Genomic DNA, 24,865 nt, shown 5'->3' on the forward strand with positions numbered 1-24,865 from the left:
GCCATTCTGATGCATCTGCTCCAAGCGCTTGCCCTGCGTAGGGGTACTGCGCCCGAGCCGACGAAAGGGATCATGCCGGACAGGCCCGAATGGCTTGCACGAGCCTGACCAGATTCGTCATCCGAATTCCGTACACTTCGCGCCTCGCCTTATTGCCTGTCTGTCAGCCTGCCCGGAGCCCCGCTCATGAAATTCCGCTTTCCCATCGTCATCATTGACGAGGACTTCCGCTCCGAAAACACCTCGGGCCTCGGCATTCGCGCTCTCGCGCAGGCCTTCGAAAGCGAGGGCTTCGAGGTGCTGGGCGTCACGAGCTACGGCGACCTGAGCCAGTTCGCCCAGCAGCAAAGCCGTGCCAGCGCGTTCATCCTGTCGATCGACGACGAGGAGTTCACGGTCGGCCCCGACCTCGACCCGGCCGTGCTGAACCTGCGCAACTTCATCGGCGAAGTGCGGCGCAAGAACGCCGACGTGCCGATCTACATCTACGGCGAGACCAAGACCTCGCGCCACATCCCGAACGACATCCTGCGCGAGCTGCACGGCTTCATCCACATGTTCGAGGACACCCCCGAATTCGTGGCGCGCCACATCATCCGCGAGGCCAAGAGCTACCTCGAGGGCGTGCAGCCGCCGTTCTTCAAGGCGCTGATCGACTACGCGGAAGACGGCTCCTATTCGTGGCACTGCCCGGGCCACTCGGGCGGCGTGGCGTTCCTGAAGAGCCCGGTGGGCCAGATGTTCCACCAGTTCTTCGGCGAGAACATGCTGCGCGCCGACGTCTGCAACGCGGTCGAGGAACTGGGCCAGCTGCTCGACCACACCGGCCCGGTGGCGGCCAGCGAACGCAATGCGGCGCGCATCTTCAACGCCGACCACTGCTTCTTCGTGACCAACGGCACCAGCACCAGCAACAAGATGGTGTGGCACCACACGGTGGCGCCGGGCGACGTGGTGGTGGTCGACCGCAACTGCCACAAGTCGATCCTGCACGCGATCATCATGACCGGCGCGATTCCGGTGTTCATGAAGCCCACGCGCAATCACTTCGGCATCATCGGCCCCATTCCCAAGAGCGAGTTCGAGCAGAGCGCCATCAAGGCCAAGATCAAGGCCAACCCGCTGCTGGCCGACGTGGACCCCGACAAGGTCAAGCCGCGCGTGATGACGCTCACGCAGTCGACCTACGACGGCGTGATCTACAACACCGAGACCATCAAGAACATGCTCGACGGCTACGTCGACACGCTGCACTTCGACGAGGCGTGGCTGCCGCACGCGGCCTTCCACCCGTTCTATGGCGCCTATCACGCGATGGGCAAGCGCCGCGTGCGCCCGAAGGAATCGCTGGTGTTCGCCACGCAGTCGACGCACAAGCTGCTGGCCGGCATCAGCCAGGCCAGCCATGTGCTGGTGCAGGACTCGCAGAACCGTCAGCTCGACCGCGACCTGTTCAACGAGGCCTACCTGATGCACTCGTCGACCAGCCCGCAGTACGCAATCATCGCGAGCTGCGACGTGGCAGCCGCCATGATGGAGCCGCCCGGTGGCACCGCGCTGGTGGAAGAAAGCATCCTCGAAGCGCTCGACTTTCGCCGCGCCATGCGCAAGGTCGAGGCGGAGTTCGGCAAGGACGAGTGGTGGTTCAAGGTCTGGGGCCCCGAGAAGCTCGTCGAAGAAGGCATCGGCCGCGCCGACGACTGGATCATGCAGGGCGAGAAGAACGGCAAGCCCAAGAACAAGAAGTCTCCGCGCAACTGGCACGGCTTCGGCGAGCTGGCCGATGGCTTCAACATGCTCGACCCGATCAAGTCGACCATCGTCACGCCGGGTCTCGACCTCGAAGGCAACTTTGCTGAAACCGGCATCCCGGCCAGCGTGGTGACCAAGTTCCTCGCCGAGCATGGCGTGATCGTGGAGAAGACCGGGCTCTACAGCTTCTTCATCATGTTCACCATCGGCATCACCAAGGGCCGCTGGAACACGCTGCTGACGGCGCTGCAGCAGTTCAAGGACGACTACGCGCGCAACCAGCCGATGTGGCGCATCCTGCCCGAGTTCTGCCAGCAGCATCCGGGCTACGAACGCCTCGGCCTGCGCGACCTGTGCCAGCACATCCACCAGCTGTACGCGCGCTACGACGTGGCCCGCCTCACGACCGAGATGTACCTGAGCGACCTGACGCCGGCCATGAAGCCCAGCGACGCCTTCGCCCACATCGCGCACCGCAAGACCGAGCGCGTGGAAATCGATGAGCTCGAAGGCCGCATCACCACCAGCCTGATCACGCCTTACCCGCCGGGCATTCCGCTGTTGATTCCGGGCGAGGTGTTCAACAAGAAGATCGTCGACTACCTCAAGTTCTCGCGCGAGTTCAACACGCAGTGCCCGGGCTTCGAGACCGACATCCACGGCCTGGTTGCGCGCGTCGACGAGACGGGCAAGAAGCGCTACTACGCAGACTGCGTCAGGGAAGTGAAGTAAGGAAGCAGGCCGGCTGGACGGGCCGGCCTAACCTTCGCGCACCCGCATGAAGCGCGCGAAGCGGGGCAGGCCCTTGGCGGTGGTGCCGTTGTAGCGGTAGGTTACCCAGCTGCCGACGGCGGGCGGGTTCTCGCGTTCGGCGTCGGTCAGTCCGGTGCCGAGCTTGAAGCGCTTGCCGTCGGCCGTCTCGACCACCAGCGCGCCGAGCCGGCCACTGTGCTTGCCCTTGCCGGGCACGTGCTCGACCACGCGGGCTTCGGCGTCTTCGTAGGGCTTGACCTTCAGCAAGTCGCTGTTGCGCTCGCCACGGTATTGGGAGCTGCCGCGGTGGAGCATCAGACCCTCACCGCCCATTTTTACCGTCTTGTCGAGCAGCGCCTGCAATGCGGCGTGCGTGGTCGCGCGTTCCTGCGGGACCGCGACGACCCATGGTGCGTCGGTAATCGGCAGCAGCTTGCGCAGCACGGCGAGGCGCGTCGTGAAGTCGCCACCCTGCGCGGGCAGGTCGAACACCATGAAGTGCATCTCGCGCCAGGCGATGTCGTTGGGCGTCTGGCTGCGCACCGTGGAGACGGCGCGTGCGAACTGGCCGCGGCCCACCCACAGTTCGCCGTCGAGGGGTTGCTTCGGCAGCGGTGCGGTGAACCATGCCGGCGCCACGATCCGTTCGCCGCCGCGTGTCCAGAGCTGCTTGCCGTCCCAGTAGCCGCGTACGCCGTCGTACTTCTCGCTGACCCAGTAGTCGTGCAGCGACATGCCGGGCCGGTAGACGTCGGCCAGCATCAGCGAGGGCGCCGCCTCGCGCGCGAACGCGGCAGGCGCGGCGACCGCGCCGAAAGCGGCAAGCAGGAGGGAGCGTCGGTTCAGCACGATGCTATGAAATGAATAGCGCAGCACGGCCATCTGGTGGCCGTGTCGGGACTCGATGGCAGGATTACTCGGCCATCCCGCCGACGACGTTGCTGAAGCCGCCGTCCACGTAGGTGATCTCGGCGGTCACGCCGCTGGCCAGGTCGCTCAGCAGGAAGGCGGCCACGTTGCCGACTTCTTCGATGGTCACGTTGCGGCGGATGGGCGAGGCGTCGGCCACGACCGCCAGCATCTTGCCGAAGCCCTTGATGCCGCTGGCTGCCAGCGTCTTGATCGGGCCCGCACTGATGCCGTTCACGCGCATGCCCTTCGGGCCGAGCGAGGCGGCGGTGTAGCGCACCGAGGCTTCGAGCGAGGCCTTGGCCAGGCCCATGGTGTTGTAGTTGGGCAGCGCGCGTTCGGCGCCCAGGTAGGTCAGCGTGAGCAGGGCCGCCTTGTCGTTGAGGTAGGGCAGGGCCGACTTGGCCATGGCCGGAAAGCTGTACGCACTGATGTCGTGCGCGATCTTGAAGCCTTCGCGCGAGAGCCCGTCGAGGAAGTCGCCCGCGATGGACTCGCGCGGCGCGAAGCCGATGCTGTGCACGAAGCCGTCGAACTTCGGCCAGGTCTGCGAGAGGTCTGCGAAGAGCTTGTCGATCTGCGCGTCGTCGCCCACGTCGCAATCGAAAATCAGCTTCGAGCCAAAGTCTGCGGCATATTCGGTGATACGGTCCTTGAATCGCTCGCCGACATAGCTGAAGGCGAGCTCCGCGCCCTGTTCATGACAGGCCTTGGCAATGCCATAAGCAATGGAGCGATTGCTCAACACACCGGTGATCAACAGTTTTTTGCCGGAAAGAAAGCCCATGAAGTTGCCTCGTGAAAATCTTGGGCAGAATTCTCGCATGCGAGGTTGGCTGCTTCTGATATTGGCTCTCTTGGCGCTCCCCTCGTGGGCAGCGCATGGTCTGGGCATGGGTTACGAGCCGAAGTACCCGGCGTCGTTCAAGAATTTCGACTACGTGAATCCCGATGCCCCCAAGGGCGGCGAGCTGATCCTCTCGGCCAGCGGAACCTTCGACAAGCTCAACCCCTTCACGCTGCGGGGTGTGCCGCCGCAAGGCATGGGCTACAGCGCCAATGGTTTTGTGTTCTCCGAGTACGGCCTGATCTTCGATTCGCTGATGACGCCGAGCGAAGACGAGCCCTTCTCCAACTACGGCATGCTGGCCGAAGACGTGCAGCTTGCCGCAGACCGCCTGAGCGTCACTTTCCGCCTGAACCCGAAAGCCAAGTTTTCCGACGGCTCCCCGGTGCTCGCGAAGGACGTGAAGTACTCCTTCGACACCCTCATGAGCAAGCAGGCGGGGCCGACCTTCCGCTCTTACTGGGTCGACATCAAGGGCGCCGTGGTGGTGGGGGATCGCACGATCCGTTTCGACTTCAAGCGCCAGAACTCCGAGCTGCACATGATCATCGGCCAGCTGCCGGTTTTCTCGAGTGCCTGGGGCAAGGGCAAGCCCTTCGACCAGATCGTGAGCGAGCCGCCCATAGCCAGCGGGCCGTACGTGGTGGACAAGGTCGACTTCGGGAAGTACATCTCGTACCGCCGGCGGCCGGACTACTGGGCCGCCGATCTCCCGGTGCGCAAGGGGATGTTCAATTTCGGCGAGGTTTCGTACCAATACTTCAAGGACGCACTCGGAGAGGAAGAGTCGCTCAAGGCCGGCTCGCTCGACGCGATGGAAGAGCGTTCGATCATTGCCTGGGTGCGCCGCTACAAGGGGCGGCGCTTCGATTCCGGCGAGCTGGTCAAGGAAGAGATTTCGCATCGTCGCTTCACCGGCATGCAGGGCCTCTCGCCCAACCTGCGGCAGCCTCGCTTCCAGGACATGCGCGTGCGACAGGCATTGGCGCTGGCCTTCGATTTCGACTGGCTCAACCAGCATCTCTTCTACGGACGCAGAGCCCGCACGATGAGCTACTTCCAGAACAGCGATGACCTCATGGCCCAGCCCGAGATCAGCCCCGAGGAGCAGGTGCTGATCGAGCACCTGAAGAACAGGCAGCGATACATCGACAACACGAAAGGCGAACTGCCGCGCCCCGCCAGCAGCGGAGACACCGCCGAAGGCCTGCGGCGCAACCTGGTCCGCGCGCAGGAACTGCTCAAAGAGGCGGGCTGGACATACAGGGATGGCGCCTTGCGCGACAAGGACGGAACGCCTTTCGTCATCAATTTCGACATTGGGGATCGCAGTTCGGGCGTGGTGCTGGCGCCTTACGCGCGCAACCTCGCCAAGCTGGGAATCGCGCTGGACTATCGCTTGCGCGACCCGAGCCTGATAAAGAAGAAACAGGACGATCTCGACTTCGACATGGTCATCAACATCGCGGGTGGCTCATCGAGTCCGGGCAACGAGCTGTACGACGATTTCGGCTCGAAATCGGCCAACGAAAAGGGGAGCCAGAACCTCAGCGGCATCAGCGATCCGGTGATCGACGAGATTCTCGAAGTGATCGTCAACAGCCCGGACCGCAAGTCGCTCGCAGCAGGCGCGCGGCTGCTGGACCGTTACTTGCTCCACCAGCATTACGTGATCCCGATGTACTACGGCAAGCAATATTTCATTGCCCACAAACGCAAGCTGCGCCGCCCTGAAGCGCCATTGCCGCAACGTCTTCTCGCCGGCTCGGCGATGCTGACGACGTGGTGGATCGACCCGGCAGCGAAGTAGACGACAGACACAGACAGACCGCATGGCCGCCTACCTGCTCCGACGCCTTCTGCTGATCATTCCCACGCTGTTCGGGGTGCTGCTGATCAATTTCGCCATCGTTCAATTCGTTCCGGGCGGTCCGGCCGAGCAGTTGCTGTCGCAACTGACCAACAAGGAAAACCGCCTCTCGGGCGGCCCCACGGGGCGCTCCCTCGACGCCAAGCAGGTGGCGGAGATCAAGGCCCTCTACGGCTTCGACAAGCCGGCACCCGAGCGCTTCTGGCAGATGCTCAAGCAGTTCGCGCGCTTCGACCTGGGCAAGAGCTTCTTCCAGAGCAAGGACGTGTGGCAGCTCATCAAGGAGAAGCTGCCGGTTTCGATCAGCCTGGGGCTCTGGACCTTCTTCATCAGCTACCTGATAGCGGTGCCGCTCGGCGTTGCGAAAGCGGTTCGCGCCGGTTCGCGCTTCGACTTTCTGACGACGCTGCTGGTGCTCGTTGGCTACGCGATTCCGGGCTTTGTGCTGGGCGTGGCGCTGCTCGTGATCTTCGGCGGCCAGCTGCAATGGTTTCCGCTGCGCGGGCTGACTTCGCCGAATTGGGAGTCGCTGAGCTGGGGCGCGCGCATCGTCGACTACCTGTGGCACATCACCTTGCCGGTGACGGCGATGGTGCTCGGCAGTTTCGCGATCACCGCGATGCTCACCAAGAACTCCTTCCTCGAAGAGATCCGCAAGCAGTACGTGCTGACGGCGCGTGCCAAGGGACTGGCCGAGCGCCAGGTGCTCTGGAAGCACGTGTTCCGCAACGCGCTGATTCCGATCATCACGGGCTTCCCGACAGCCTTTATCGGCGCCTTCTTCTCGGGCGCGTTGCTGATCGAGACGCTGTTCTCGCTCGACGGGATGGGCCTGCTCAGCTACGAAAGCGTGCTGCGGCGCGACTACCCGGTGTTTCTGGGCACGCTCTATCTATTCACGCTGATCGGTCTGGTGACCAAGCTCATTTCCGATCTTTGCTATGTCTGGGTCGATCCGAGGGTGAAGTTTGACTAAAGCGCCTGTCGTGTCCGTGAGCCCCGGCCGCCGCGCCTGGCGCCGTTTTCGCCGCAATCCGCTGGGATTCTGGAGCCTGTTGATCTTCTCGGCGCTGGTGGTGCTGAGCCTTTTCGCCGATGTGCTTTCCACCGACAAGCCGCTCGTGGTGCGCTACGAAGGCAAGACCTATTTCCCGGTGCTGCGGGACTATTCCGAGAAGACCTTCGGCGGCGACTTCGAGACGCCGGCTGACTACCTCGATCCGTTCATCGAGCAGCGCATCACCCAGGGCGACAACTGGGCGATCTATGCGCCCAACCGCTATGGCCCGGCCACGCTCAACTATTTCTCGAAGCCTCCGAACCCCGCGGCCCCTTCGAGCGAGAACCTGCTCGGCACGGATGAACGTGGCCGCGACCTGCTGGCCCAACTGATCTACGGCTTTCGCGTGAGCGTGCTGTTCGCGCTGGCGCTCACGGTAATAGGGGTGGTGCTGGGTATCGCGACCGGCGCGGTGCAGGGCTTCTTCGGCGGGAAGATCGACCTGACCTTCCAGCGGCTGATCGAGATCTGGGGAGCGATGCCCGAGCTGTACCTGCTGATCATCTTCAGTGCGATCTTCACGCCCAGCGTGGCGCTGCTTCTGATCCTGCTGAGCTTGTTCGGCTGGATGGGGTTGTCGGACTACGTGCGCGCCGAGTTCCTGCGCAACCGGCAGATGGACTACGTGCGTGCGGCGCGGGCGCTCGGCGTGGGCAATCTGCAGATCATGTGGCGCCACATCCTGCCTAACAGCATGGTGCCGGTCGTCACCTTCCTGCCGTTTCGCATGAGCGCGGCCATTCTGGCGCTGACCTCTCTGGACTTTCTCGGCCTTGGCGTGCCGCCCGGCACGCCATCGCTCGGCGAACTGCTTAGCCAGGGCAAGGGCAACATCGACGCCTGGTGGATCTCGCTGTCCACTTTCGTCGTGTTGGTCGTCACGCTGATGCTGCTGACTTTCATGGGCGACGCGCTGCGCGATGCGCTCGATCCGCGCAAGGCCGACAAGTGATGAGAGATTCACAACAACCCAACCAGCCCCTGCTCGACGTAAAGGGCCTGCGTGTCGCGTTCAGCGGCAAGGAGGTCGTGCACGGCATCGACTTCCAGATGGCCGCTGGCGAAAAGCTCGCGCTCGTCGGCGAGTCGGGTTCGGGCAAGACGGTCACGGCGCTGTCGCTGCTGCGGCTGGTGCAGAACGCCGATCTTTCTGGCACTGCCCGGCTCTTTGGCGGCGGGCGCTCGCAGGGCGCGCGCGACCTGTTGTCGATTCCCGAGCGCGAATTGCGCGGCATCCGCGGCAAGGAGATCGCGATGATCTTCCAGGAGCCGATGACTGCACTGAATGCGCTCTACAGCGTCGGCGACCAGATCGCCGAGGTGCTCGAACTGCACGAAGGGCTGTCGGCCCGCGCCGCGCAGGCGGCGGCCGTCCAGCTGCTGGCTGACACCGGCATCCCGGAGCCAGCGCGACGGGCGAGGGCGTTTCCGCACCAGCTCTCGGGTGGCCAGCGCCAGCGCGCGATGATCGCGATGGCGCTCGCCTGCAAGCCGCGCCTGTTGCTGGCCGACGAGCCCACCACCGCGCTCGACGTGACCGTGCGCGCGCAGATCCTCGAATTGCTGGCCGACCTGCAGCGCAAGTACGGCATGGCGGTGCTCCTCATCACGCACGACCTGAACCTGGTGCGGCGTTTTGCCGATCGCGTGGTGGTCATGGAGAACGGCCACATCGTCGAGCATGGCGCGGTGGCGCCTGTGTTCGATGCCCCGCAGCATCCCTACACGCGCAAGCTGATCGACAGTCATCCGGAGCGCAACGTGGCGGGCGTCGCTGCGCGCGCCGACGCGGCGCCAGTGATCGAGGCCAAGGCGCTGCGCGTGATCTATCCCGTGCCGAAGCCGGGCTTCGCCGGCTGGTTCCGCAAGGGCGAATTCGTGGCGGTGCAGGGCGCAGATTTCCGCATCGTGCCGGGCGAGACGCTCGGCGTGGTCGGTGAGTCGGGTTCGGGCAAGTCGACGCTGGCGCTGGCGGCGCTGGGGCTGCTGAAGCACCAGGGCGCGCTGACGGTCGCGGGCAAGGGCTGGGCGGTCGACCGCGCCTCCGATCTTGGCCTGCGCCGCGTGATGCAGGTGGTGTTCCAGGACCCGTTCTCGTCGCTGTCGCCGCGCATGACGGTGGAGCAGATCGTGGGCGAAGGGTTGCGCGTGCATGCGCCCGAACTCGACACCGCGGCGCGCCGTGCCCGTGCACTCGTCGCGCTGGCCGATGTCGGGCTGACCGAGGCCCAGTTTCCATCGCTGCTCGACCGCTATCCGCACGAGTTTTCGGGCGGTCAGCGGCAGCGTCTGGCGATTGCCCGCGCGCTGATCGTCGACCCGCAGCTGCTGGTGCTCGACGAGCCCACCAGCGCGCTGGACGTGACGATCCAGAAGCAGGTGCTGAGCTTGCTGCAGCGCCTGCAGCGCGAGCGGGGGCTGAGCTATCTGCTGATCACGCACGACGTCGAGGTGATCCGGGCGATGGCGCACCACGTCATCGTGATGAAAGACGGGGCCATTCTCGAAACCGGGTCGGTCGAGCGCGTGCTCGACGCGCCCGAGCACCCCTATACAAAGAAGCTGGTGGCCGCCGCGCTGCTGGAATAAACGGAGACAGCAAGAAATGTCGGAAATCGGACGCGACCGGCGCGGAGCCTGGCGCGCGGCGCTGGCCTGCATGGTCACCCTCGCAGTGGCGATGGGCCTGGGGCGCTTTGCCTTCACGCCCATGCTGCCCATCATGCTGCACGAGGGAAAGCTGGAGCTGGCGGCGGGCGGGGTTCTGGCGTCGCTCAACTACCTGGGGTACTTCCTCGGTGCGGTGAGCTGTGCCGCCATCGGCATCAAGGCGTCGAGCATGGTGCGGGGCGGGCTGGTGGCCACGGCCGCTCTGCTGATCGGCATGGGCTTGCTGCACAGCTTCACGAGCTGGGGCGTGCTGCGCACGGCGGCAGGCGTGATGAGCGCCTGGGTCTTCGTCTTCGCCTCAGGCTGGGGCCTGCGCCGGCTGGCGGAGACGAACGCGCCGACGCTGGCCGGCGTGATCTACACCGGGCCGGGGATCGGCATCGCGATGACGGGCCTGCTCGGCGGCGCGCTGGGGCGCTGGGGTTCCGAGGCGGGGTGGATCGGCCTTGGCATCCTGGCGGTCGTGCTGATCGCGGTGATCTGGCGGGTGTTCGACGACGGCGAGCGGGCATCGGTGGGGGGCGGTGCCGCTCCGGCGCCTGCTGCGGCGGTTCGCGCGGCCGGGCCGGCCGATCGCAGCGATGCGATCTGGCTGGTCGCGCTCTATGGGCTGGCGGGCTTCGGTTACATCATTACCGCCACCTTCCTGCCGGTGATCGCCCGGCAGGCGCTGCCGGGATCGTCCTGGCCGGACTTCTTCTGGCCGCTGTTCGGGCTGGCCATCATTCCAGGCGCGCTGATCGGGGCCCGCGCGCCGACGCATTGGGACAACCGGCTGCTGCTGGCTTGCGCCTACGCGTTGCAGGCGCTGGGCGTCGTGCTGTCGGTGGCATGGCCGAGCATTGCCGGATTCGCGCTCGGAAGCCTGCTGCTGGGCATGCCGTTTACCGCGATCACTCTTTTTGCCATGCGGGATGCGCGCCGGCTGCGCGGCAATGCGGCTGCCGGGCTGATCGGCTACGCGACGGCATCCTATGGAGTGGGGCAGATCGTCGGGCCGCTGTTTGCGGCGCCACTGGCCCAGCGGACGGGGTCTTTTCAGCTGCCGTTGCTGGTCGCGGCGGCGGCATTGGCGCTCGGCGCGGTGCTATTCGCATTGGTTTGGTTCAAATCGCGCCAATCAATAGGTGGCTGAGCCTCGAAGCCCCTTCATTTATTACACAAATAGCATATAATTCGAGGCTCACGACCAAACGGGCGGGTACCAACCGCCCGTTTTTTTTGGTCTATGCATTCTGAGCATTCATGGCGATCTGGCATCCGTGGCGGGCGGATGGCATGAACCCAGTATTTAAAAGGCACCTTCGAACACGTGGCATTGCAGCAAATAGTGGAACAAACCGTGGCCGGTCTCGGCTATGACCTGGTCGAGATCGAACGCTCGGCCGGGGGATTGCTGCGCGTGACGATTGATTTGCCCTGGACGGCCCCCACCTTGGAAGATGCGGCTGCCGGCGTGCCAGAGCCCTTCGTGACGGTCGAAGACTGCGAGAAGGTAACGCGCCAATTGCAATTTGCGCTCGAGGTCGATGGTGTCGATTACAAGCGGCTCGAGGTGTCCTCGCCCGGTATTGACCGTCCGCTGCGCAATGAGCAGGATTTCGAGCGTTTCGTGGGCGAGGTGATCGACATCACGCTCAAGGCGCCCATGGGTGCTGCGGCGGCGGGCCAGGTGTCGGCCACTCGCAAGAAGTTTCGCGGCACGCTGGAGCGTGTTGCACAGGTTGAGGGCGCTGTCGGCGCCCAGGGCTGGCAAATCGTCTGGAGCGATGCGCCGGAGCCCAAGCCGGGTCAAAAAGTGAGCAAGAAGCGCGCGCCTGCAACGCTGCAGGCGCTGGGCTTCGTGCTGGACGAGCTGCGCGAGGCGCGGCTCGCGCCTATTGTGGATTTCAAGGGCCGCAAGGCCAAAACCCAACCGGGTTTTTCGGATATTGACGACGGAACGCAGGTTTCGGACTGACTAGAGGAGTGGTGGCATGAATCGCGAAATGTTGATGTTGGTGGATGCGATCTCGCGCGAGAAGAACGTCGAGCGTGACGTGGTCTTCGGTGCGGTCGAGTCCGCTCTGGCGCAAGCCACCAAGAAGCTCCATCAGGGCGACGTGGACATCCGCGTCGCGGTCGATCGCGACAGCGGCGACTACGAAACCTTCCGCCGCTGGCACGTCGTGCCCGACGAGGCTGGCCTGCAGCTGCCCGACCAGGAAATCCTCCTGTTCGAAGCCAAGGAAGAAATGTCGGACATCGAAGTCGGCGAGTACATCGAAGAAGCGGTGGACTCGGTGCCGATCGGCCGCATCGGCGCCATGGCCGCCAAGCAGGTCATCCTGCAGAAGATCCGCGACGCCGAGCGCGAGATGCTGCTCAACGACTTCATGTCGCGCGGCGACAAGATCTTCGTGGGCACCGTCAAGCGCCTGGACAAGGGCGACATCATCGTCGAGGCCGGCCGTGTCGAAGGGCGCCTGCGCCGCAGCGAAATGATCGCCAAGGAAAACCTGCGCAACGGCGACCGCGTGCGCGCCATGATCATGGAGGTTGACCTGACGCTGCGCGGTGCGCCGATCATCCTGTCGCGCTCGGCCCCCGAGTTCATGATCGAGCTGTTCCGCCAGGAAGTGCCCGAAATCGAGCAGGGCCTGCTCGAAATCAAGAGCTGCGCTCGTGACCCGGGTTCGCGCGCCAAGATTGCCGTGCTATCGCACGACAAGCGCGTCGACCCCATCGGCACCTGCGTCGGCGTGCGCGGCACCCGCGTCAACGCCGTGACCAACGAGCTCGCCGGCGAGCGCGTGGACATCGTGCTGTGGAGCGAAGACCCGGCCCAGTTCGTGATCGGTGCGCTGGCCCCGGCCAACGTGTCGTCGATCGTGGTGGACGAAGAAAAGCACGCCATGGACGTGGTGGTCGACGAGGAAAACCTCGCCATCGCCATCGGCCGCGGCGGCCAGAACGTGCGCCTGGCTTCCGACCTCACCGGCTGGAAGATCAACATCATGGACGCCAACGAGTCGGCCCAGAAGCAGGCGACCGAAACGGACGCCAGCCGCAAGCTCTTCATGGAAAAGCTCGACGTCGACGAGGAAATCGCCGACATCCTCATTTCGGAAGGCTTCAACAGCCTCGAAGAAGTGGCCTATGTGCCAATTTCCGAAATGCTGGAAATCGAGGCCTTCGACGAAGACACCATCAATGAGCTGCGCTCGCGTGCCAAGGATGCGCTGCTGACCATGGAAATCGCCAAGGAAGAGGGCGTCGAGGCCCAGTCGACGGTGTCGCAAGACCTGCACGACCTCGAAGGCCTGGACTCCGAGCTGATTCCCAAGCTGACCGAAGCGGGTGTGAACACCCGTGACGATCTTGCCGACCTCGCGGTCGATGAACTCACCGAGATCACCGGCCAAAGCGCCGATGACGCCAAAGCCCTCATCTTGAAAGCCCGCGAACACTGGTTCGCCGGCCAAGAGTGACGGTCATGGAGGCACGAAACCAATATGTCCAGTACCACTGTCGCCGAGTTCGCGAACGAGCTCAAGAAGACTCCCGAAACCTTGCTTGACCAGCTCAAGAGCGCAGGTGTGCCCAAAGCGGCCGCCACCGATGCACTCACCGAGGCTGACAAGCAGCGCCTGCTCGGCCACCTGAAGGCCAGCCACGGCACCGTCGAGCCCGAGCGCAAGAAGATCACGCTGACCAAGAAGTCGACCAGCGAGATCAAGCAGGCCGACGCCACCGGCCGCGCCCGCACCATCCAGGTCGAGGTGCGCAAGAAGCGCACCTTCATCCAGCGCGAAGACGGCCATCCCGCCACGCCCGAGACGGCGCAGCAAGTGGCCGAGGCACCTGCCGCCGCGCCCGCCGCTCCCCGCATCGACGAAGCCGAACTGGCCCGCCGCGAGGAAGAAGCGCGCCGCCAGGCCGAGCTGATCCGCCGCCAGGAAGAAGAGCTGGCTGAAAAGCGCCGCCTGCGCGAAGAAGCCGAAGCCCGCGAACGCGAGCAGGCCGAAAAGGCTGAGAAGGCCGAGCAGGAAGCTGCACGCGTCGCCGCCGAAACCGCCGAGAAGAAGGCCGCTGCCGCAGCAGCTGCCGCCGCCGCGAGCGCAAAGGACAGCACCACGGCCACCAAGCCGGCGGCTGCCCCCGCGCCCGCCGTGACGGCCGCTGCCGCTGCTGCAGAGCAGAAGGCTGCCGACACCAAGCTCGCCGCGCAAACTGCTGCGACGCAGGCCAAGGAGGACGCGAAGGCCAAGGCCGCCGCCGAATCGAAGGCCCGCGCCGACGAAGAAGCCGCGCGCGCCAAGGATCTCGACGAGCGTCGCCGCAAGGCCCTTGCCGAAGCCGAAGCCATCCGCGCCATGATGAACGCACCGGCCCGCGTGCTGGTGCCGCACAAGGCGCCCGAGAAGCCGCAGCCCGAAAAGGCCGCGGTCAAGGGAACGCTGCACAAGCCGACCGCGCCCGCAGCGCGTGCCGGCGCACCTGCCGCGCCCGGCGCTGCAGCAGCTGCACCCGGCGCTGCCGGTGCCGCAGGCAAGGAAGTCAAGTCCGCGAAGCTCTCGTCGAGCTGGGCTGGCGATCCTGCCAAGAAGAAGGAAATCAAGACCCGCGGCGATGCCAGCGGTGGTGTCGGTCGCGGCAACTGGCGCGGAGGCCCGCGCGGTCGCCGTGGCAACGACCGCGGCGGTCACGACGAGCAACATGCGCCAGCCGCACCGGTCGAGGCGCGCATTCTCGAAGTGCATGTGCCCGAAACCATCACGGTGTCCGAGCTCGCGCACAAGATGGCCGTCAAGGCGCAAGAGGTCATCAAGCAACTGATGAAGCTCGGCCAGATGGCGACCATCAACCAGTCGCTCGACCAGGACACCGCAATGATCCTGGTGGAGGAAATGGGCCACAACGCGGTGGTTGCCGCGCTTGACGACCCGGAAGCCTTCACCGACGAGGACGTGTCGGCGCAAACCGCCGAAGCCCTGCCGCGTGCACCGGTCGTGACCGTCATGGGTCACGTCGACCATGGCAAGACCTCGCTGCTCGACTACATCCGCCGCGCCAAGGTCGCTGCGGGCGAAGCCGGCGGCATCACGCAGCACATCGGTGCCTACCATGTGGAAACCGATCGCGGCATGGTGTCGTTCCTCGACACCCCGGGTCACGAGGCCTTCACGGCCATGCGTGCTCGCGGTGCGCAAGCTACCGACATCGTGATCCTGGTGGTGGCGGCCGACGACGGCGTCATGCCCCAAACCAAGGAAGCCATCAAGCACGCGAAGGCGGCTGGTGTGCCGATCGTGGTTGCCATCAACAAGGTGGACAAGCCCGATGCCAACCTGGACCGCGTGAAGCAGGAACTGGTGGCCGAAGAGGTCGTGCCCGAAGAGTACGGCGGCGACGTGCCGTTCGTGCCGGTGTCCGCCAAGACGGGCCAGGGCATCGACGACCTGCTCGAACAGGTGCTGCTGCAGGCCGAAGTGCTGGAACTCAAGGCGCCGGTGGATGCCGCCGCCAAGGGCCTGGTCATCGAAGCCCAGCTCGACAAGGGCCGCGGCCCGGTTGCTACCGTGCTGGTTCAGTCCGGTACGCTCAAGACCGGCGACGTGGTGCTGGCTGGCTCGACCTATGGTCGCGTGCGTGCCATGCTGGACGAAGACGGCAAGTCGACCAAGACCGCAGGCCCGTCGATCCCGGTCGAAATCCAGGGTCTGACCGAAGTGCCGCAAGCGGGCGACGAGTTCATGGTGATGAGCGATGAGCGCCGTGCGCGCGAAATCGCTACCTACCGTGCCGGCAAGTTCCGCAACACCAAGCTGGCGAAGGCCCAGGCCGCGAACCTGCAGAACATGTTCACCGACCTGTCGGCGGGCGAAGTGCAGACGCTGCGCATCATCATCAAGGCCGATGTTCAGGGCTCGCAGGAAGCTCTGGCGCAATCGCTGCTCAAGCTGGCGACGGACGAAGTCAAGGTGCAGGTGGTGTACGCCGGCGTGGGTGGTATCAGCGAAAGCGACATCAACCTCGCCATCGCCTCCAAGGCGGTCGTGATCGGCTTCAACGTGCGTGCCGATGCCGGTGCGCGCAAGCTGGCCGAGAACAACGGCGTGCAGCTGAACTACTACAGCATCATTTACGACGCCGTGGACGAGATCAAGGTCGCGATGTCGGGCATGCTGGCACCGGAGCGCCGCGAAGAAATCATCGGCTCGGCCGAAATCCGCACGGTGTTCGTGGCCTCGAAGATCGGTACCGTTGCAGGTTCCTACATCACCTCGGGCTCGGTCAACCGCACTGCGCATTTCCGCCTGCTGCGCGACAACGTGGTGGTCTATACGGGCGAAATCGACTCGATCAAGCGCATGAAGGACGATGTGCGCGAAGTCCGCGAAGGTTTTGAGTGCGGTATCAAGCTCAAGAACTACAACGACATCAAAGAGGGCGATCAGCTCGAATTCTTCGAGATCAAGGAAATCGCCCGGACGCTGTAAGCGTTCCATGCGAGAAAGTCCATGCCGAAGAGAAAAGCCGCCGCCCCCAACCGCGCATTCAAGGTCGCCGATCAGATCCAGCGCGATCTGACGGAGCTGATCGCGCGCGAGTTGAAGGATCCGCGCGTGGGCATGGTCACGATCCAGGCCGTCGAGGTCACGCCCGACTATGCGCACGCGAAGATTTTCTTCAGCCTGCTCACGGGCGACGTGGCCGAGACGACCGAGGCGCTGAACCAGGCCGCGGGCTTCCTGCGCAACGGCCTGTTCAAGCGCCTGCACATCCACACCGTGCCCACGCTGCACTTCCTGTTCGACCGCACCACCGAGCGTGCGGCCGACATGAACGCGCTCATCGCGCAAGCCGTCGCTTCGCGCTCGAAAGACGACTAGCCATGAACGCGCCACGCACAAGGGTGCAGCGGCGCCCTGTGCATGGGGTGTTGTTGCTCGACAAGCCGCTGGGACTCTCCAGCAACCAGGCCTTGCAAAAGGCCAAGTGGTTGCTGCGCGCGGAAAAAGCAGGCCACACCGGCACGCTCGATCCGCTCGCGACGGGAGTCCTGCCGCTTTGTTTTGGCGCGGCGACCAAGTTCAGCCAGTTGCACCTCGATGCCGACAAGACTTACGAGGCCACGGCTCGCCTGGGCATCAAGACCGCGACCGGCGATGCCGAGGGCGAAGTGATCGCCGAGCGGCCGGTGCACGTCACGCCTGAAGACCTGGCGCGCGTCGAGGCACAGTTCACCGGCCCGATCCGCCAGGTGCCCCCGATGCACAGCGCGCTCAAGAAGGACGGCAAGGCGCTGTACGAATACGCGCGTGAAGGCGTCGAAGTCGAGCGGGCGCCGCGTGACGTAGTGATCCACAAGCTCGAACTCGGCGCGATCGGCGACGACGTCATCCGCATCCTCGCCTCCGTCAGCAAGGGCACCTACATCCGCACCCTCGGCGAAGACATCGGCGAGGCGCTTGGCTGCGGTGCACACCTGAGCTCGCTGCGCCGGACCGCCACGGGCGGCTTCGTCGAGGCCCAGTGCATCACGCTCGAAGCGCTCGAAGCCATGGACGAGGAAGAACGCCTGGCACAACTCCTGCCTGCCGAAGCCCTGGTGGGCGGCCACAGCCGCGTCACGCTCGGCGCGGAAGATGCGGCACGTTTTCTTTCGGGCCTGCGCCGCCGTGGCGGCTGGGCCGATGCCGATGAGGTGGCCGTGTTCGGCTCCGACCCGCAGGCGTTCCTGGGCACAGCCCATGTAACGGCCGGCGAATTGATCCCGGGGCGCTTGCTGAACCCCATCGAAATCCAGCAAATTCTTTTGAACGCACAACAGACCGAAGCGACACCATGAGTACCAAGCAAATTCGCAATATCGCCATCATTGCCCACGTGGACCATGGCAAGACCACGATGGTCGACCAATTGCTGCGCCAGTCCGGCACCTTCGCCGAGCACGAGAAAGTGGTCGACACGGTGATGGACAACAACGCCATCGAAAAGGAACGTGGCATCACGATCCTGGCCAAGAACTGCGCCGTGACCTGGGAAGGCACGCACATCAACATCGTCGACACCCCGGGCCACGCGGACTTCGGCGGTGAAGTGGAACGCGCGCTGTCGATGGTCGACGGCGTGGTGCTGCTGATCGACGCGCAGGAAGGCCCGATGCCGCAGACGCGCTTCGTGACCAAGAAGGCGCTGGCCCTCGGCCTGAAGCCCATCCTCGTGGTGAACAAGGTCGACAAGCCGGGCGCCAACCCCGACAAGGTGGTCAACGCTGCCTTCGATCTGTTCGACAAGCTCGGCGCGACCGACGAACAGCTCGACTTCCCCGTGGTGTACGCCTCGGGCATCAACGGCTGGTCGTCGCTGGAAGAAGGCGCGCAGGGCGAGCAGTGGGGTCCCGACATGTCGGCCCTGTTCAACACCATCCTGAAGCACGTGCCGGCGCAAAAGGGCGATCCCGCCGCGCCGCTGCAACTGCAGATTTCCGCGCTCGACTTCTCGACCTTCGTCGGTCGCATCGGCGTGGGCCGCATCAGCCAGGGCACCCTGAAGCCGATGATGGACGTGGTGGTGATGGAAGGCCCGGACGGCAAGGCCATCAAGGGCCGCGTCAACCAGGTGCTGACTTTCCAGGGCCTGGACCGCGTGCAGGCCACTGAAGCCGGCCCGGGCGAGATCGTGCTGATCAACGGTATCACCGACATCGGTATCGGCGTTACCGTGACCGACCCCGCGAACCCCGCGCCGCTGCCGATGCTCAAGGTCGACGAACCGACCCTGACGATGAACTTCTGCGTCAACACCAGCCCGCTGGCCGGCCGCGAAGGCAAGTTCGTCACCAGCCGCCAGATCTGGGACCGCCTGCAGAAAGAACTGCAGCACAACGTTGCGCTGCGCGTGAACGAAACCGACGAAGAAGGCATCTTCGAAGTGATGGGCCGTGGCGAACTGCACCTGACCATCCTGCTGGAAAACATGCGTCGCGAAGGCTATGAAATGGCCGTGTCGAAGCCGCGCGTGGTGTTCCGCACCGTCAACGGCGAGAAGCACGAGCCGATCGAACTGGTGACGGCCGACATCGAAGACCAGCACCAGGGCGGCGTGATGCAGGCACTGGGCGAGCGCAAGGGTGAACTCGTCAACATGGAACCGGACGGCCGTGGCCGCGTGCGCCTCGAATACCGCATTCCGGCGCGCGGTCTGATCGGCTTCACGAACGAATTCCTGAACCTGACGCGCGGCTCGGGCCTCATCAGCAACATCTTCGACAGCTACGAGCCGCACAAGGGCGACATCGGCAGCCGCAAGAACGGCGTGCTGATCTCCATGGACGACGGTGAAATCTTCACCTACGCCCTGGGCAAGCTGGACGACCGCGGCCGCATGTTCGTGAAGGCGAACGACCCGGTGTACGAAGGCATGATCGTCGGCATCCACAGCCGCGACAACGACCTGGTGGTGAACGCCACGCGCACCAAGCAGCTGACGAACTTCCGCGTCTCGGGCAAGGAAGACGCGATCAAGATCACGCCGCCGATCGAACTCACGCTCGAATACGGCGTGGAATTCATCGAAGACGACGAACTGGTCGAAATCACGCCCAAGAGCGTGCGCCTGCGCAAGCGCTACCTGAAGGAACACGAGCGCAAGCGCGCCGGCCGCGATACGTCGCAAGGCTGATCGACTCCGTCGATTTGCCATGCGCCTGACGCACGGCGGCGCCGTCTGGCTGATGGTCGTCGTGACCCTGATGTGGGGCACGGCGGGCGTCGTCACCCGCCACCTGGCGCAGGCGCACAGTTTCGAGATCACCTTCTGGCGCAGCCTCTTCACGACGCTGGCGCTACTGGTGATCTTGCCGCTTTGGCGGGGCCGCGCCGTGTTCTCGCAACTGCGCCGCGGCGGGCGCGAACTCTGGATCTCGGGCGTGTGCTGGGCCGTGATGTTCACGGCCTTCATGGTCGCGCTCACGCTGGCTTCGACGGCCAGCGTACTCGTCACCATGTCGCTCGGGCCGCTGTTCACGGCGCTGGCGGCGCGCTTCTTCATCGGCCATAAGCTGCCCGCGCGCACCTGGCTGGCCATCGTGGTCGCGGGTGCGGGCATCGGCTGGATGTACGGCACGCAGCTCATGCAGGGCGGGGGCGGATCGCTGGCCGGCACGCTGCTCGCGCTGTGCGTGCCGCTGGCGGGCGCGGCCAACTGGACCGTCGTTCAGCATGCGCAGGCGAAGGGCCACAAGGTGGATCTGGTGCCCGCGGTGCTCATCGGCGCAGTGCTCACGGCGCTCTTCACGCTGCCCTTTGCATGGCCGTTCCAGGCGAGCGCGCACGACCTCGGGCTGCTGGCCTTCCTGGGCGTGTTCCAGCTCGCCATTCCCTGCGTTCTGTCGGTGTTGTGCGCCCAAGTGCTGAAGGCGCCTGAAGTCGCGTTGCTGGCCCTGCTGGAAGTCATTTTCGGCATCGCGCTGGCCTGGATCGGTGCGGGCGAGCAGCCCGCAGCGAGCGTGCTGACCGGCGGGGCGCTGGTCATCGGCGCGCTGGTGTTCAACGAACTGCTGGCGCTGCGCGGTCGGCGCACCACGGTCGCCGACACCGCGGTGCCGGGCGCGCACTGATCGACAGGCGCTTCTGTCTACTGCGGCATGGCCGCGTCGGTGACGCCCATGCTGTTCAGGCGGGCTTCGAGCACCTTGCGCACAAAGGTCTTCGGAAAGTCGTCGCTGACGCGCCAGTTGCCGTTGTCTTCCACGAAGGTGAATTCTCCGGTCACGGGCAATGAGGTGTCGCTGCCCGAGAGGGCGCCCAGCAGGCTGTCGTTGTATTCGATGACCAGTGGGCAGGCGTGGCCTGCACCGTCGGCCAGCTTGCGGCAGGGGCCCGTGGACTCGATCTCGGCGATCTCGCGCGAGCGGTTCGGGTCCTTGCGCACCAGGCCCGAGTCGGTGCGCGGGCGCATGCGCATGGCCGAAGCCGACCGTGCCGCGCTCAACGGCGCTGCGCCTTCGCGGAAGGCTTTTTCCATCGCCTCGCGGCCGATGGGCTCGGCGTTGTAGAGCGGTCTGCCATCGGAGTCGAGATGCCCGAAGCGGGCCTCGACGATGGCTACGTCCGCGCCGCGCACCACCATCTCGTCGCTCTTCGGCTCCGTGGGACCGATGGTGTACGCCATGGGTTCCTTGCTGTCGCCCCGCGTCATGACCGCCACGCAGCCTCGCACGCGCTCCGGCTTGCGGTAGCCGACTTCGCGCATGCTGCCGACGGAGGGCGTTTCGATCACGGTGCCGGCGTTCGGGTCGAGGTGGCGCATGCGCACGTCCATGGTCACGCGGCGCATGAGGCTGTCGAGTGTCTTGCGCGTGGAGGCGGCGTCGCAGGCGGGCACGCTCGCCGGGGCGAACAGGTACCAGCCGAGGCCGCCGCCGATCACCGCCACGGCCAGGATGAACTTCCACGCGCCGATGCGGCGGCTGCGTTGCGCGCGAGCCTGCCATGCCTTGACGGCCTGCTCGTCGGCCTCGATCAGGGCCTGTGCCTCGTTCACGATGCGCGTGCGCTCGGCGGCCATGGCAAAGGCTGGCTCGGCGGCGACCTGGGCGCGCAGGGCGTCGAAGCGTTCCTTTTCGAGCGGGCCTTCAGTTGCCAGCCAGGCCAGCGTGGCCACGGGTGACGCAGCCACGGTGCCCACGACCGGCGTTTCCGTCAGCGCCATGTCGCGCGTCTCGGCGTCGATGAGGCTGTCCCTGAAGAGCACCTCGATTGCCTCGTGCGTGATGCCTTGCTCGGCCAACTCGATGAGGTCGTCGGCATCGATGGCGGTGTCCGCGGCGTCGTCGGCGTGCGGGGCGTCGTCGCCGATCTTGTCGAGCGCCGCGTTCTGTTCTTCCTCGGTGACCAAGCCGCGTACGCGCATCCAGGCCAGCGCATGGGCCGGGCTCGGGAGCGGGGGAAGGGCGGCGGTTTCGGGGTGGGCGCGCGCGGTGTCGTGCTGTGCGTCGCTGATCAGGCCCTGGGTCAGCAGGGCGAGGAACGCATCCGGATTGGCGTCAGAGCTCATGCGGGGATTCTGCCGTGGGTGGTGCGGCCTCTACACCGGGAAACGCCGGGAGAAGCCGGGAAGGCCGATAAAAGAAACGCCGGCAGGCGCCGGCGTTCTTGCGTCAGATCCTTGATGGATCAGGGACGAGCGACTTTCCAGGCGCCGTTTGCCACGCCGTCGCCGGTCTTGTCACCGGGCTTGGCATCTTTCGCCCAGTAGTACAGCGGCCAGCCCTTGTAGGCCCACTGGCGCTTGCCGTCTTCGCGAATGATGATGGTGTAGCCGCCGATGGGCTTGGCGGTGTCGGCCACGCTGAGCGCGGGCCAGTTGGCGGCGCACTGGGCGTTGCAGGCGGAGGTGCCGGAGCCGGCGGTGTCCTTGGTGAAGGTGTACAGCGTCATCCCGTTCGGTCCGACCAGCACGCCGTCGGCGGTGCGGGTGGGCGTGTCGGGGGCGCTGGCTGTCTTGTTGGACATGCCGCCGCAGCCGGCGAGCAGGGCCGCCGCGAGGATCGAGGCGCTGAGCAATTTCATGCAGTTTCTCCTTCAGTTGAAAAATCGCGAAAACAAGCCAGGTGACGGAAAGCCAGGCAATGTGATTGCGCGACCGGCAGTTTATGCGGTCGTTACGACAAATCGCGGTAGGCCAGCGTCGCAAGTTTGAGCAGAACTTCTCGCGGCAGCTTGCCGGCGAGGGCATAGCCGAAGCCCTGGTCGACCCAGTAGAAGCTGGGCACGGGGCCTTCGGAGGCGAAGCGGAAGGCGGTTTCGCGTGCGGCGGTGGCTCCGGCGGCATTGGCGTCCAGCGTGCCGATGTAGAGCGTCACGCGCTCGCCGGCCGCATCTTCGAACATGAACTGGGCCCGCGCGCCGGTTTCCCCGGGCAGCAGGCGGCCGCCGACCAGGGTGTAGCCCTGGGTGGAGAGGTCGGGCACCTTCAGCGGCCTGTCGAGGCGCCTGGAGAGCCACTGGACCAAGTGCTGCTGCTCGGAGGCAGCCACTTCGACGGGGTGTCTTTTCTCGGGTGCGTAGACGGCGTGCGCGACAGAGGCGTCGTGCACGAATTCGCGCACCGCCGGCACCTTGGCCAGTTGCGTGCCGCCGCGCGGCGCGGACCATTGGACATTCCCGAGCCAGCCGGCAGCGAAGGCGATCAGCAGACCTGCCGCCATGCCGCCCCAGCGAAGCCAGGAGACGTGCCGCGCCGTTCGCGGCAGATGCCGATCGAGTGCGCCCATCAGGGCAGCGGGAACCGGTTCGTCGAGCAGTTCGCCATGCAGCCGGCGCAAGGCATCGCGCTGCGTGTGCCAGGCCGCGACCTTGGCGGCCACGGCGGGATCGCTGGCAATGGCTTCCTCGACCGCGCCATGACGATCGGCGGCCAACTGGCCATCGACCCAGGCGTGCAGCTCGTCGTCGGTAGGGGGCGGGGCGGGGCGGCTCATGGTGCGGCGGGTTTCATTTGAGGCGGCGCAGGCCGGGGCGAACGGGCGTCGATGCGCCGTCCATCAGTTCCTGCAGCCGGACGCGGGCACGCGACAGGCGCGACATCACCGTGCCGGCCGGGATGCCGAGCACCTTGGCCACTTCGGCATACGACAGGTCTTCGAGCGTCACCAGCAGCAGCACGGCGCGCTGTTCGTGCGGCAACTGCATCAGGCAGCGCTGCAGGTCGAGGCTGGTGCCCTGGTCGCGACCAGGATCGACGCCGCCCTGCAGTTCGTGCGGCAGGTCGTCGAGCGATACCACGGCATGGGGTGGTGGCGTGCGGCGCACCTGACTCGCGAAGATGTTGTGCATGACGGTGAAGAGCCACGCGCGCAGGTCGCTGCCCACCACCCACAGACGCCATTTGCTGCAGGCGCGCTCCAGCGTGTCCTGCACCAGGTCGTCGGCCGCCCACGCATTGCCCGTGAGTGCCCGCGCATAGCGGCGCAGGCTCGGGATGTGCTCGACCAGCAGGCGGGCGTCCATGGGGCGTGGATCGATCGATCAGGGCTTGGCGGTTTGCCAGGTGCCGTTGACGCCGTCACCGGTCTTGTCGCCCGGCTTGGTGTCCTTGGCCCAGTAGTACAGCGGCCAGCCCTTGGCGGCCCATTGCTTCTTGCCGTCGTCGCGGGTGACGATGGTGAAGTCGCCGCTCGGCTTGTCGCTGTCGGCGGCCATGAAAGGTGGCCAATTGGTGGCGCAGCCGCCATTGCAGACCGACTTGCCGTTGCCGGCCGTGTCCTTGTCGAAGGTGTAGAGCGTCATGCCGTTCGCACCGACCAGCGCGCCGTCGGCGGGCTTGGGCTGGGCGAAGGCGGGGAGCGCGAGAACGGCGCTCAGCAATACGGCGGAAGATGCGCGAAAAGGCGACATGGAAAGACTCCTGGGTTGTGTGTGGCGACACCGGTGGGTCCGGTGACAACCGCACAAACGCCCGCAGCCCGTCTTTTATTCCATTGCCCGCAAAAAAAGATTCAGCGGCTGCGGTTCTTCATTGCGCGCTCGACTTCGCGCTTGCCTTCGCGGTCCTTGATGGTGTCGCGCTTGTCGTGCTCGGCCTTGCCCTTTGCCAGCGCGATCTCGCACTTCACCTTGCCGGCCTTCCAGTGCAGGTTGAGCGGCACCAGCGTGTAGCCCTTTTGCTCGACTTTGCCGATCAGGCGACGGATTTCGTCCTTCTTCAGCAGCAGCTTCTTGGTACGGACCGAATCGGGGTTGACGTGGGTGGATGCGCTCTTGAGCGGGTTGATCTGGCAACCCACGACGAACAGTTCGCCATTGCGGATCACCACGTAGCCGTCGGTGAGCTGCACCTTGCCTTCGCGCAGCGATTTGACTTCCCAGCCTTCGAGGACCATGCCGGCCTCGAAGCGTTCTTCGAAGAAATAGTTGTACGCGGCCTTCTTGTTGTCGGCGATGCGGGAGGAGGTATCTTGTTTCTTTGTGGCCATGACTCGGGAATGTGGGGGCTGCATGGCTTCAATACAATC

At 65.3% G+C, this 24,865-nt stretch carries 21 protein-coding genes; 13 read left to right on the forward strand and 8 right to left on the reverse strand.

Features of this window, described 5'->3' with window-relative positions; translation table 11 throughout:
- The first annotated feature begins 186 nt into the window (after nt 1-186).
- A complete protein-coding gene (locus ACTG4X_RS17065) occupies nt 187-2,484 on the forward strand; it encodes an arginine/lysine/ornithine decarboxylase (RefSeq protein WP_093054744.1) in 2,298 nt (765 codons plus the stop codon).
- Between the two features lie 27 nt (nt 2,485-2,511).
- Here the strand turns inward: ACTG4X_RS17065 and ACTG4X_RS17070 are convergent, their stop codons facing one another.
- Together ACTG4X_RS17070 and fabI are read right to left on the reverse strand one after the other, a co-directional pair.
- The gene (locus ACTG4X_RS17070) at nt 2,512-3,354 is read right to left on the reverse strand and encodes a DNA ligase (RefSeq protein ID WP_440531416.1); all 843 of its coding nucleotides are present in this window, start codon (nt 3,352-3,354) and stop codon (nt 2,512-2,514) included.
- 64 nt (nt 3,355-3,418) lie between these two features.
- Complete coding sequence (gene fabI / locus ACTG4X_RS17075; RefSeq protein WP_440531417.1) at nt 3,419-4,201, reverse strand: enoyl-ACP reductase FabI; 783 nt, start codon at nt 4,199-4,201, stop codon at nt 3,419-3,421.
- A gap of 106 nt (nt 4,202-4,307) precedes the next feature.
- On the opposite strand from fabI, the gene ACTG4X_RS17080 reads away from it, so the two are divergent.
- The 12 genes from ACTG4X_RS17080 to ACTG4X_RS17135 all read left to right on the forward strand — a co-directional run bounded on the left by ACTG4X_RS17080 (nt 4,308) and on the right by ACTG4X_RS17135 (nt 20,467).
- On the forward strand, nt 4,308-6,071 hold the full coding sequence (locus tag ACTG4X_RS17080; protein WP_440531418.1) for an extracellular solute-binding protein: 1,764 nt from the start codon (nt 4,308-4,310) through the stop codon (nt 6,069-6,071).
- A 22-nt stretch (nt 6,072-6,093) separates the two neighbouring features.
- Nucleotides 6,094-7,107, forward strand: coding sequence for a microcin C ABC transporter permease YejB (locus ACTG4X_RS17085; protein WP_093054750.1), 1,014 nt, complete (start codon nt 6,094-6,096; stop codon nt 7,105-7,107).
- Entirely contained in the window at nt 7,100-8,143 is a 1,044-nt protein-coding gene (locus tag ACTG4X_RS17090) for an ABC transporter permease (RefSeq protein ID WP_307614107.1), read from the forward strand. The genes ACTG4X_RS17085 and ACTG4X_RS17090 overlap by 8 nt, the downstream gene beginning before the upstream one ends.
- On the forward strand, nt 8,143-9,780 hold the full coding sequence (locus ACTG4X_RS17095) for an ABC transporter ATP-binding protein (RefSeq protein ID WP_440531419.1): 1,638 nt from the start codon (nt 8,143-8,145) through the stop codon (nt 9,778-9,780). The genes ACTG4X_RS17090 and ACTG4X_RS17095 overlap by 1 nt, the downstream gene beginning before the upstream one ends.
- Nucleotides 9,781-9,796: 16 nt before the next feature.
- Nucleotides 9,797-10,996, forward strand: coding sequence for a YbfB/YjiJ family MFS transporter (locus ACTG4X_RS17100; RefSeq protein WP_440531420.1), 1,200 nt, complete (start codon nt 9,797-9,799; stop codon nt 10,994-10,996).
- Between the two features lie 177 nt (nt 10,997-11,173).
- Nucleotides 11,174-11,821 (forward strand): ribosome maturation factor RimP, encoded by a 648-nt coding sequence (gene rimP, locus ACTG4X_RS17105; RefSeq protein ID WP_440531421.1) that lies wholly within the window; start codon nt 11,174-11,176, stop codon nt 11,819-11,821.
- Nucleotides 11,822-11,837: 16 nt separating this feature from the next.
- Entirely contained in the window at nt 11,838-13,331 is a 1,494-nt protein-coding gene (nusA, locus tag ACTG4X_RS17110) for a transcription termination factor NusA (RefSeq protein ID WP_440531422.1), read from the forward strand.
- Nucleotides 13,332-13,355: 24 nt separating this feature from the next.
- Nucleotides 13,356-16,343, forward strand: coding sequence for a translation initiation factor IF-2 (gene infB, locus ACTG4X_RS17115; protein WP_093054762.1), 2,988 nt, complete (start codon nt 13,356-13,358; stop codon nt 16,341-16,343).
- Between the two features lie 21 nt (nt 16,344-16,364).
- Entirely contained in the window at nt 16,365-16,736 is a 372-nt protein-coding gene (gene rbfA / locus ACTG4X_RS17120) for a 30S ribosome-binding factor RbfA (RefSeq protein ID WP_062479819.1), read from the forward strand.
- 2 nt (nt 16,737-16,738) lie between these two features.
- Nucleotides 16,739-17,695 (forward strand): tRNA pseudouridine(55) synthase TruB, encoded by a 957-nt coding sequence (truB, locus tag ACTG4X_RS17125; protein ID WP_093173864.1) that lies wholly within the window; start codon nt 16,739-16,741, stop codon nt 17,693-17,695.
- Complete coding sequence (gene typA / locus ACTG4X_RS17130) at nt 17,692-19,530, forward strand: translational GTPase TypA (RefSeq protein ID WP_093054766.1); 1,839 nt, start codon at nt 17,692-17,694, stop codon at nt 19,528-19,530. The genes truB and typA overlap by 4 nt, the downstream gene beginning before the upstream one ends.
- A 19-nt stretch (nt 19,531-19,549) precedes the next feature.
- Entirely contained in the window at nt 19,550-20,467 is a 918-nt protein-coding gene (locus tag ACTG4X_RS17135) for a DMT family transporter (protein WP_440531423.1), read from the forward strand.
- 17 nt (nt 20,468-20,484) lie between these two features.
- On the opposite strand, the gene ACTG4X_RS17140 is transcribed toward ACTG4X_RS17135, so the two are convergent.
- The 6 genes from ACTG4X_RS17140 to smpB all read right to left on the reverse strand — a co-directional run bounded on the left by ACTG4X_RS17140 (nt 20,485) and on the right by smpB (nt 24,826).
- Nucleotides 20,485-21,906 carry a hypothetical protein gene (locus ACTG4X_RS17140; protein WP_440531424.1) on the reverse strand — a complete coding sequence of 474 codons (1,422 nt, stop codon included), beginning with the start codon at nt 21,904-21,906 and terminating at the stop codon, nt 20,485-20,487.
- Between the two features lie 119 nt (nt 21,907-22,025).
- On the reverse strand, nt 22,026-22,421 hold the full coding sequence (locus tag ACTG4X_RS17145; protein ID WP_258355062.1) for a COG4315 family predicted lipoprotein: 396 nt from the start codon (nt 22,419-22,421) through the stop codon (nt 22,026-22,028).
- A gap of 92 nt (nt 22,422-22,513) precedes the next feature.
- Nucleotides 22,514-23,332, reverse strand: coding sequence for an anti-sigma factor family protein (locus tag ACTG4X_RS17150; RefSeq protein ID WP_440531425.1), 819 nt, complete (start codon nt 23,330-23,332; stop codon nt 22,514-22,516).
- 13 nt (nt 23,333-23,345) lie between these two features.
- The gene (locus ACTG4X_RS17155) at nt 23,346-23,861 is read right to left on the reverse strand and encodes an RNA polymerase sigma factor (protein WP_440531426.1); all 516 of its coding nucleotides are present in this window, start codon (nt 23,859-23,861) and stop codon (nt 23,346-23,348) included.
- Nucleotides 23,862-23,879: 18 nt separating this feature from the next.
- Nucleotides 23,880-24,248 carry a COG4315 family predicted lipoprotein gene (locus ACTG4X_RS17160; protein ID WP_440531427.1) on the reverse strand — a complete coding sequence of 123 codons (369 nt, stop codon included), beginning with the start codon at nt 24,246-24,248 and terminating at the stop codon, nt 23,880-23,882.
- Nucleotides 24,249-24,349: 101 nt separating this feature from the next.
- Nucleotides 24,350-24,826, reverse strand: a complete 477-nt coding sequence (gene smpB, locus ACTG4X_RS17165; protein WP_007832247.1) for an SsrA-binding protein SmpB — start codon at nt 24,824-24,826, stop codon at nt 24,350-24,352.
- Nucleotides 24,827-24,865: the final 39 nt, after the last annotated feature.

The sequence above is a fragment of the Variovorax sp. YR566 genome, assembly GCF_051992195.1.
Taxonomy (GTDB): domain Bacteria; phylum Pseudomonadota; class Gammaproteobacteria; order Burkholderiales; family Burkholderiaceae_C; genus Variovorax.